Source organism: Longimicrobium sp. (genome assembly GCF_036280135.1).
Classification (GTDB): Bacteria; Gemmatimonadota; Gemmatimonadetes; order Longimicrobiales; family Longimicrobiaceae; genus Longimicrobium.
In genome coordinates, this window is the sequence record NZ_DASURI010000155.1 from 1 (window position 1) to 9,147 (window position 9,147).

General features: G+C 69.4%; 10 protein-coding genes. 3 read left to right on the forward strand and 7 right to left on the reverse strand.

All coding sequences use genetic code 11. The features are described 5' to 3' along the window. Both VFZ20_RS04690 and VFZ20_RS04695 read left to right on the forward strand, forming a co-directional pair. A partial coding sequence (locus VFZ20_RS04690; RefSeq protein ID WP_329682674.1) for a hypothetical protein occupies positions 1–344 on the forward strand: 344 nt, incomplete at its 5' end. 54 nt (positions 345–398) lie between these two features. Next, positions 399–1,139 (forward strand): hypothetical protein, encoded by a 741-nt coding sequence (locus tag VFZ20_RS04695; RefSeq protein WP_329682675.1) that lies wholly within the window; start codon positions 399–401, stop codon positions 1,137–1,139. 328 nt (positions 1,140–1,467) lie between these two features. Here VFZ20_RS04695 and VFZ20_RS04700 read toward each other — a convergent pair whose 3' ends face one another. The 4 genes from VFZ20_RS04700 to VFZ20_RS04715 all read right to left on the reverse strand — a co-directional run bounded on the left by VFZ20_RS04700 (position 1,468) and on the right by VFZ20_RS04715 (position 4,387). Further along, complete coding sequence (locus VFZ20_RS04700; RefSeq protein WP_329682676.1) at positions 1,468–1,857, reverse strand: hypothetical protein; 390 nt, start codon at positions 1,855–1,857, stop codon at positions 1,468–1,470. Next, positions 1,854–3,374, reverse strand: a complete 1,521-nt coding sequence (locus VFZ20_RS04705; protein WP_329682677.1) for an acyl-CoA synthetase — start codon at positions 3,372–3,374, stop codon at positions 1,854–1,856. The genes VFZ20_RS04700 and VFZ20_RS04705 overlap by 4 nt, the downstream gene beginning before the upstream one ends. Before the next feature lie 164 nt (positions 3,375–3,538). Continuing rightward, positions 3,539–4,177: a hypothetical protein gene (locus VFZ20_RS04710; protein WP_329682678.1), complete on the reverse strand. Its 639-nt coding sequence runs from the start codon at positions 4,175–4,177 to the stop codon at positions 3,539–3,541. A gap of 66 nt (positions 4,178–4,243) precedes the next feature. Next, complete coding sequence (locus tag VFZ20_RS04715; protein ID WP_329682679.1) at positions 4,244–4,387, reverse strand: hypothetical protein; 144 nt, start codon at positions 4,385–4,387, stop codon at positions 4,244–4,246. Positions 4,388–4,537: 150 nt separating this feature from the next. On the opposite strand from VFZ20_RS04715, the gene VFZ20_RS04720 reads away from it, so the two are divergent. Then, positions 4,538–5,371 (forward strand): polyphosphate kinase 2 family protein, encoded by an 834-nt coding sequence (locus VFZ20_RS04720; RefSeq protein ID WP_329682680.1) that lies wholly within the window; start codon positions 4,538–4,540, stop codon positions 5,369–5,371. 314 nt (positions 5,372–5,685) lie between these two features. Here the strand turns inward: VFZ20_RS04720 and VFZ20_RS04725 are convergent, their stop codons facing one another. The 3 genes from VFZ20_RS04725 to meaB all read right to left on the reverse strand — a co-directional run bounded on the left by VFZ20_RS04725 (position 5,686) and on the right by meaB (position 9,045). Further along, complete coding sequence (locus VFZ20_RS04725; RefSeq protein WP_329682681.1) at positions 5,686–6,117, reverse strand: hypothetical protein; 432 nt, start codon at positions 6,115–6,117, stop codon at positions 5,686–5,688. Positions 6,118–6,225: 108 nt separating this feature from the next. Then, the gene (locus VFZ20_RS04730; protein ID WP_329682682.1) at positions 6,226–7,962 is read right to left on the reverse strand and encodes a methylmalonyl-CoA mutase family protein; all 1,737 of its coding nucleotides are present in this window, start codon (positions 7,960–7,962) and stop codon (positions 6,226–6,228) included. A 15-nt stretch (positions 7,963–7,977) separates the two neighbouring features. Then, positions 7,978–9,045: a methylmalonyl Co-A mutase-associated GTPase MeaB gene (gene meaB, locus VFZ20_RS04735; RefSeq protein WP_329682683.1), complete on the reverse strand. Its 1,068-nt coding sequence runs from the start codon at positions 9,043–9,045 to the stop codon at positions 7,978–7,980. Positions 9,046–9,147 lie beyond the last annotated feature (102 nt).

Sequence of the window (9,147 nt, forward strand, 5' to 3'; positions counted from 1 at the left end):
AGCCCGTGCTGGCCGGCGACCCGTGGGAACCGGGCACGTGGAACGGCGTGCAGCTCGACGGGCACGACTTTCCCGCCCCGTGGCCCATGGACCCCGAGGTCACGATGACGCGCATGACGCTGGAGTTCAGCGCGGACGGACGCGCGGTGGCGCACCTGCGCGGCACCGCGCGCGGCGAGCAGATGGAGGAGGACGACCGCGCCTCGTACCGGGTGGACGGCGACCGGCTCAGCCTGCTGGACGAGGACGGCTCCGTGGACGAGGACTTCGTGTGGACGCGGCGCGGCAGCACACTGCGGCTGGTGGACGTGCGGGGCCACGTCTACGAGTTCGAGCGCCCGTAGCTCACGGCCCGGCAAGGACCTTCATCCGCTTCCCCCGCCTTCATGAGGCCCGTCATGCGCTCGATCTTCCCCACCCCGCTCCTGCTGCTGGCCGCGCTGGCCGCCGTCCCCGCCGCCGCGCAGGTGGAGGGCCGATACGACGTCGTCAGCATCAACGGCCGCGCGCTCCCCACCCCCTCCCCCATGCAGCGCTGGGTGACCATCGACCGTGCCGCGTACTGGTTCGAGGACGGGCACGTCAACATGTCGCAGAGGTCCACCTCCTCCGACGGCCAATCCGCGCAGCGGGTGGGCGGCACGTACGTGACCGTGCGTGATTCGCTGTACGTCCTCGACGAGTCGGGACGCGACACGCTGGCCCGGTTCTGCTGGGAGCGGCAGGGCGACACGCTGCGGCTGCACGACCGGAGCGCGAACGTGTACCAGCTGGCGCGCGAAGCGGTCGTCGCGGGCGATCCGTGGAGTGGAGGCGCGTGGAACGCCGTCCAGCTGAACGGACGCGACCTTCCCGCGCCCTGGACGCACATCTCCGACATCACCGCGATGGAGGTGGCATACGCGTTCGGCGACGACGGGCGGGTCACCATGCGCATCCGCTCCACCTACGAAGGCAGGGAGAGGACGACGCACAACTCCGCGCCCTACCGCGTGGAGGGCGACCGGCTCACGTTCTTTGACGGGGACGGGGAGGTGGCCGAGTCGTTCGTGTGGACACTGCGGGACAGCCGGCTGCGGCTGGTGGACCTGTACGGCCACGTCTACCTCTTCGAGCCTGCCGCCGCTACGGCTCCGTGAGACCGGATCCGGAAAGCGGTCGTCTTTCTGAATCCTGCGGCGCTGCGCGCACCCTGTGGGATGAAAGCCGCGCCGTACAACCTCCCCCAGGGTTTTTTGGGGGAGGTGGGCGAGCTCCGCGAGCCCGGAGGGGGCGCTCGCACGGGGCACGCCTCCACGCACGAGCCTGGCTCTGACTTTCTATCCAGGGGCACTCACGAACTCCACCGCCCCGGATGCGTGCGGCCCCGAAGGTTGGACTGGGTGCTTGCCAGGGCGGGAAGTTCAGTGCCGAGGTGCAGTGTTCATGCGGATGCGGTAGGAGAGGGGATGCCTGGTCGCCCACTGCTCAGCGCGTGGTCAGCAGCCCCACGGTCACGAATCCCGTGATGCCGGCGGAGAGCCACATCGCGAACCGCGCGGGGCGCCCCCACTCCGCGTACGCGCCCTTCAGCCCGTAGATGAGCAGGATGGCGCACGCCAACCCGTTGCTCACCGCCCCGACAATGACCGTGTTTCGCGGGTACGTGCTCGGTACGTCCTGGAGCATCCGCAGCCCCAGGACGTAGCCCACGAGCAGCGCCGTGAACGCGGCGCCCAGCAGGCGCGTGAACACCGCCGGCTGCGTCTTGGGATAACCCAGGCGGTGCAGCCACCTCGCCGGGAACAGCAGCAGGGGGCCGGCCCACAGCAGCGCCGTCGCCACGATCTTGACCCACAGCACGAACGCAAGCGTCATTGAGCCTCCTCGGATGAAGGGAACAGCTTTGCCACCTCCGGCTTGACCACCTTGCCCATGGCGTTGCGCGGCAGCGCGTCCACGATGCACAGGGCGCGCGGCAGCTTGTAGGGCGCCAGATGCTCGCGTGCCCACGCCCGTAGCGCCTCGAGTGAAAGCACCGCGCCCGGCGCCGTCTCCACGGCCGCGCAGACGCGCTCGCCCCACGCCTCGTCCGGTACGCCCACGACGGCGCACTCCGCGACGGCGGGGTGCGTCCGCAGCACCTCCTTGATCTCCAGGGCGCTCACCTTGAAGCCGCCCGTCTTGAGGATGTCCACGCTGCGCCGGCCCAGCAGCCGCCAGTACCCGTCCTCCACCACGCCGACGTCGCCCGTGCGGAACCAGCCGTCGCGGAACGCCTCCGCCGTGGGCTCGGAGCGGCGCCAGTACTCCAGGAACACGTTCGGGCCGCGCACCTCCACCTCACCGGGCGTGCCGGGCTGCACGAGCGCGCCGTCATCGTCCACCAGCCGCACGTCCATGCCGGGAAACGGCCGGCCGACAAAACCGGGCCGCCGCTCGCCATGCAGCGGATTGCCCAGCGCCATGCCGATCTCCGTCATCCCGTAGCGCTCCAGCAGCACGTGCCCGCTGATCTCCCGCCAGCGCTCCAGCGTGCGCACGGGCAGCGCGGCCGATCCGCTCACCATCAGCCGCATGGCGCGGCACCCGGCCCCCATGCGCGCCCGGCGCTCCGGCTCCGCCGCGTCGTACGCCGCGATCAGCCGCGCGTAGACGGTGGGCACGGCCATGAACAGCGTCAGCCGGCCCCGTTCGATCACCCGCCACGTCTCGTCCGCGTCAAAGCGCGGCAGGATCCCGCATTCCGCGCCGGCCCACAGCGCGCACGCCAGCACGTTGACGATGCCGTGCACGTGGTGCAGCGGAAGGACCAGCAGCGTGCGGTCGTCCGCCGTCCACTCCCACGCCCGCACGAGCGACGTGACCTGCGCGCGCAGGGTGGCGTGCGTGGTCACGGCACCTTTGGGGCGCCCCGTGGTGCCGCTCGTGTAGACGATCATGGCCCGACGCGCCTCGTCGACGACCGGCAGCGGCCCGGCCTCCGCCCCCAGCGCGTCCGCCGTGGTGATGAACCGCCGCCCGTCGGCGTCCGCGAGGGGCCGCAGCACCTCGACGAATTCCGGGTGCGCGACGACCACGGCGGCGTCCGCGTCGCGGATGACGTACGCCAGCTCCGCGGGTGGGTGCGAGACGGCCAGCGGCACGGCGATGCCGCCCGCGCGCCAGATCCCCCATTGCACGGCCACGTAGTCCCACCCCGGCGGCGCCAGGAACGCCACGCGCGCCTCGGCCAGGTCCGCCGCGCCGTCCAGCAGCGCCGCCGCCACCCGCGCGGACGCGTCCAGCAGCTGCGCGTACGTGAACGCGCCCTCCGGCGCCACGACGGCCGTGCGCGCCCCGTGTGCCCGCGCCCGTTCGACGATCGGCAGGTCAGCGGCGGGATGGTGGGTCATTGGATCAGTCGAGAGCTGAAGCGGGCGGAAAGGAAAGAGCTAGATGGGCGGCGCAGTGACGCACAGGCGCTCCCCGCACCAGCGCACGGCTCCGAACGCGAATACCCGCGGAGCAGGACGTGTCCGAGACGAACGCCCGGCGATGACGCAGAATGGGAATGGTTTTAGGCGGCTTGGAGCCGGGGACCCGAGTTTACCTCCAGCCACTGGGATACCAGGGATGCAAGATCTCGATAGCCCAAATCGGACGGATCCATGCCGAGCATGGAGCACAGCACGGGCAGCTCCCGCTGGAACCGCGCGTAGCGCTCGGCCATCGTTGCGCCGGAGTGAAGCAGGACGTCGGAAGGCAGCGTTGTTGCAAGCGCATTGCGCACCGCCCGGATGAGCTCGACTACGCTCCCGTTGTGCGCCCGGATGTCCTGTCCGGCGATATCGGAAAGATACTTCTGATACCGGTATCGCTCCTGGTCGAAGATGATGCAGGTCTTCTTCTTTTGGCGTCTCTCCCCAAATCGTTGAGCGCCCAGGAACAGGCCCAGCTCGAACGCCATGTTCATCCTCGGCAGCCCGGAATCGGCATCCAGTTCCACGCGCGAGATGTCGTGGATGCTGTGGCAGCATTCCCGAATGATGCGGACGATCTTCTCGATCCGCACCTCCGCCCCGTTATCCGCCTCCAGGGCCGTCCGAGCAGTCATCCCGCAGGCATGGACGACGAACACCAGCGCCTGGAACAAGGGACGATACTGTTCATCAAACGGACAATTGATGAACACCTGATCTGCATACGTCTGACGCATGTCGCTCCGCGAGCCTCCGGTCCCGAGGTGAACCTGCGGCACGGGCCCGGGGCCCGCGGGGAAGCGCTACCGGTTGCGTGCCCGTGCCTGCCGCTCCCGTTCCTCGTGGGCGGCACGCAACGCAAGGAGTGCCTCGCGCACCTTGACCGGGTCGAGATTGCTTTTGAGCACCGAAGGCTGGATCTTGGGCAGGCGCTTCTTGACGGCCATGGCTCCCCTCCGTGTTCAGGTTTGCGACGGGAAGTGTACAACGAAACACGCGTTGTTTCAAGTGTCCACTTCACGCCACCGCACGGACAGCAGCCCGTCCCTTTCCGCCATCGGGACCGTTCACCTGGATCACCCGCACCGGACCTGACCATGCCCTACACGCACCGCGTAACGCCCGGCAGCCACGTAAAGCTCAAGGACCACGACGCCGGCGAAACGGCCGGGCTGGACAAGGCCGCGGGCCACGCCCGCTTCGCCGAGCTCAACGCGGAGCTGGACACGCTGCAGGAGGAGATGTACGCGGCCGGGCGCAACAGCGTGCTGATGATCCTGCAGGGGATGGACACCAGCGGAAAGGACGGGGCCATCCGCGCCGTGATGGCCAACCTGAACCCGCAGGGGTGCCGCGTGGAGTCGTTCAAGGTGCCCACGGAGCACGAGCTGGCGCACGACTTCCTGTGGCGCGTGCACCGGGTCACGCCGGAGCTGGGGATGTTCGGCGTGTTCAACCGCTCGCACTACGAGGACGTGCTGGTGGTGCGCGTGCACGATCTCGTTCCGCGCGACGTGTGGAAGCAGCGCTACGAGCAGATCAACGCGTTCGAGTCGCTGCTGGCCGCCAACGGCACCATCGTCCTCAAGTTCTTCCTGCACATCAGCAGGAAGGAGCAGGAGGAGCGGCTGCTGGCGCGCGAGCAGGAGCTGGGCAAGGCGTGGAAGCTGTCCGCCGGCGACTGGCGCGAGCGCGAGCACTGGGACGCGTACCAGGAGGCGTACGAGGACGCGCTCAGCCGGTGCAGCACGGACGTGGCGCCGTGGTACGTGGTCCCCGCGAACCGGAAGTGGTTCCGCAACCTGGCGATCACGGAAACGCTCGTGGAGACGCTTCGTCCCTACCGTCCGTCGTGGAAGCAGGCGCTGGAGGAGATGAGCCGCGCGCGCCTGGCCGAGCTGGCCGCCTACCGCTCGCAGCGCGGCGGCTGATCGCCGGATTCGTACATGGTCGATTTCCTGAGGGAGGCGCCGCCAGGAACCTGACGATTGGGGAAACTCGGGCGCCGGCTGAAGGATCTCGCCTGCCACGCAAGGACCCAGGTCAGAACCTGACTCCCTGCCATGCGAAGGAGATCCTTCGGTCGCGCCCCGAGGCGTGTGGACGAGCAGGGTCTGCGCGGGCGCTCCCTCAGGAAATCAATCTCCTCACCCGGATGGGAGACGAGGACCGAACTGATTCAACGAGTCGAGGCCGATGGATGCGCAACCATCGGCCTCGTCCGCGTTCGCGTCGGTGACTGCCGCTACTGCGCGGCGCGGGTGACCACGAACGTCGCCTCGTACCGCGACGGGTCGATGGCGCTGCCCTGGGCGGGCTGGGGCGTGAGGGAAACGAGCGCCACCTGGTAGTCCAGGTACCGGACCGACTTCGGCTCCAGCGTGGTGTTCAGCTCGGCGCCAAAGGCCTTGTTGCCCTGCGACAGCACCGCCCGCACGACGGCGTTGCCGGCCCACACGCACTGCACGCCCGTGGGACAGCGCGAGTCGCTGGCCACCGATTCGAAGCGCACGGTCACGTCCGCGCCGGCGACCGTCGCCCGGCTCCCCACGTGCAGGGGGAACGGCTGGTCCAGCGATGCACTCGCGGCGGGTGCCTGGGGCGCCGGCACCTGTGCATTGGGAGAACATGCGCCCAGGCCCGCGGCGGCGAGGATCGCGAAAACTAGATGCTTCATGTCAGGTCTCGATTCGTTCGTGGAAAGGATCGAACGGCGGTGGGGCCGGGGAATGCGCTATCCCCGGCCCCACCGCCATCCGTCCCGTGTCGTCGCCGACGCCGTGGATCAGAAGAACACGGGCTCCTGATAGGCGCCGAAGACCTCTTCCATGGCCGCGCGGATCTCGTACAGCGTGGCATACTCGCGCACGGCGTCCAGCATGGCCGGGATCACGTTCTCCGTGCCGCGGGCGGATTCCTTCAGGCGCTCCAGGGCCGCATCGACCTTGCCCTGGTCGCGGCGCTGGCGCATGGCGGCCATCCGCTCGCGCTGCCGAAGCTCCGCCTCTTCCGTGATCTTGAGCAGGGGAATCTCCAGCTCCTCGCCCTCGACCGTGAACTCGTTCACGCCCACGATGGTGCGCTCGCCCCGCTCGATCTCCAGCTGCTGCCGCATGGCGCTGCGGGCGATCTCGCGCTGGAAGTAGCCCACCTCGATGCCCGGGACCACGCCGCCCAGCTTGTCGATCTCGGCGAAGATGGCCTCGGCCTCGGCCTCCATGCGGTCGGTCAGCGCCTCCACGTAGTACGAGCCGGCCAGCGGGTCGATGGTGTTGGGCACCCCCGTCTCGTACGCCAGCACCTGCTGCGTGCGCAGGGCGATCTGCACGGCCTTTTCCGTGGGGAGCGCCAGCGTCTCGTCCATGGAGTTGGTGTGCAGCGACTGCGTGCCGCCCAGCACCGCCGCCATGGCCTGGTAGGCCACGCGCACGATGTTGTTCTCCGGCTGCTGCGCCGTGAGCGTCACGCCGGCCGTCTGCGCGTGCGTGCGCAGGCGCCAGCTCTCCGGGTTCTTCGCGCCGAAGTCGTCGCGCAGGTGCCGCGCCCAGATGCGGCGGGCGGCGCGGAACTTGGCGATCTCCTCGAAGAAGTCGTTGTGCACGTCCCAAAAGAAGCTCAGCCGCGGCGCGAAGTCGTCCACGTCCAGCCCCCGCTCCACGCCCCGGCGCACGTACTCCAGGCCGTTGCGCAGCGTGTACGCGAGCTCCTGCACGGCCGTGCTCCCCGCCTCGCGGATGTGGTACCCGCTGATGGAGATGGGGTTGTACTTGGGCGCGTTCTTCGAGGCCCACTCGAACATGTCCTCGATCAGGCGCAGGGCCGGCTCCGGCGGGAACACCCACGCGTGCTGCGCCTGGTACTCCTTGAGGATGTCGTTCTGCACCGTGCCGCGCAGCTTGTGAAACGGCACGCCCTGCCGCTCCGCCGCGATCATGTAGAAGCAGAACAGGATGATGGCCGGGCCGTTGATCGTCATGGAGACGGACACCTGGTCGAGCGGAATGCCGTCGAACAGGGTCTCCATGTCGTCCAGCGAGCTGATGGCCACGCCGCACTTGCCCACCTCGCCCAGCGACCGCGGGTGGTCGCTGTCGTAGCCCATGAGCGTGGGAAAGTCGAACGCGACGCTCAGCCCCGTCTGTCCGCGGCCCAGGAGAAAGTGGTAGCGCGCGTTGGTCTCCTCCGCCGTGCCGAAGCCGGCGAACTGGCGCATGGTCCACAGCCGCGTGCGGTACATGGTGCCGTACGGACCCCGCGTAAACGGGAACTCGCCGGGCATGCCCACGCGCGCGTTGTAGTACGCGGCCTCCTCGGCCGACGGCGCGGGCCGGTCCAGGGGCGTGTAGAGCGGCTCCACCTCGGCGCCGGAGACGGAGGTAAAGCTCACGTCGCGCTGGCCGGCGCGCTCCAGGGCGCCCTCCCAGGCGGCCAGGCCGGCGCGCAGGGACTCCAGCTCCTTTTCCTTTTCGCGGATCCGCTCCAGCAGGTCCGCCGGCGGAACGTTGTGCTCAACGACGCTCATGGTCACGCATCTCGGTTAACGGGGCTGGACCCCAAGCTCCTTCACGATCCGGTCCGCCACGGCGTAAGGCGACACCTCGCCCGCCTCCAGCGCCCGCAGCGACCCGGAGAGGATCTCCTCGCCGGGACCTTTCTCCCAGGCCAGCCGCTGCAACCGGCGCTCCACCACCGCCCGCACCCGCTCGGCCAGCCGCGCCTGCCTGCGGCGGCTCAGCTCGCCGGAATCCTCCAGATACACCCGATGCCGGTCCAGCGTTCGGGCCAGCTCGTCGATCCCCTCGCCGGACTGCGCCGTCGTCTTGAGGACGGGGATGGCCCAGTCGCCCGTCTGCTCGGCCTTGGCCTGCACGCCCTCGCGCGCGGCCTTTTGCACGGACTTGAGCGAGACGCCGTGGTGCCCGGCGTTTCGCGGCATCTCGCCCAGGCGCATGTGCAGCATCACCTCCAGCTCCTGCGCCAGGCGGTCGGCGCCGGGGCGGTCGGCCTTGTTGATGACGAACACGTCCGCCACCTCCATCAGCCCCGCCTTCATGGCCTGGATCGAATCGCCGGACTCCGGGACCAGGACGACGACGCTGGTGTCCGCCGTCCGGGCGATCTCCAGCTCGCTCTGCCCCACGCCCACCGTCTCCAGCACCACGCGGTCGTAGCCGTAGGCGTCGATGAGGTCCGCGACCTCCTTGGTGGTCGTGGCCAGGCCGCCCAGGTGGCCGCGGGTGGCCATGCTGCGGATGAAGATCCCCGGGTCCGTGGAGATGTTGGTCATCCGGATGCGGTCGCCCAGCAGCGCGCCGCCCGTGAACGGCGACGAAGGGTCCACGGCCACGATGCCGATGCGCTCGTCGCGCTTGCGCAGCTCCAGGGCGAGCTTGGAGGTGAGCGTGGACTTGCCCGCTCCCGGCGGCCCCGTGACGCCGATGCGGTGCGCGCGGCCCATGTCGGCGTGCAGCGCGTGCAGCACGCGCTCAAAGCCGGGGCGCGTGTTCTCGACGATCGATATGGCGCGGGCGAGCGCGGTGCGCTGGCCGGCGCGAAAGCGCTCCAGCAGATCGTCCGCGGGAGCCGTCTGCGAATCCAGGGTCATGAGGTGAAAGTGCCCGCCGCGCCATGGCGTTGTCAAGCGAGCGGACGATTGTTCGATGGATGGGGAGTGCGGGAGTGCGGGAGTGCGAAAGTGCGAAAGTGC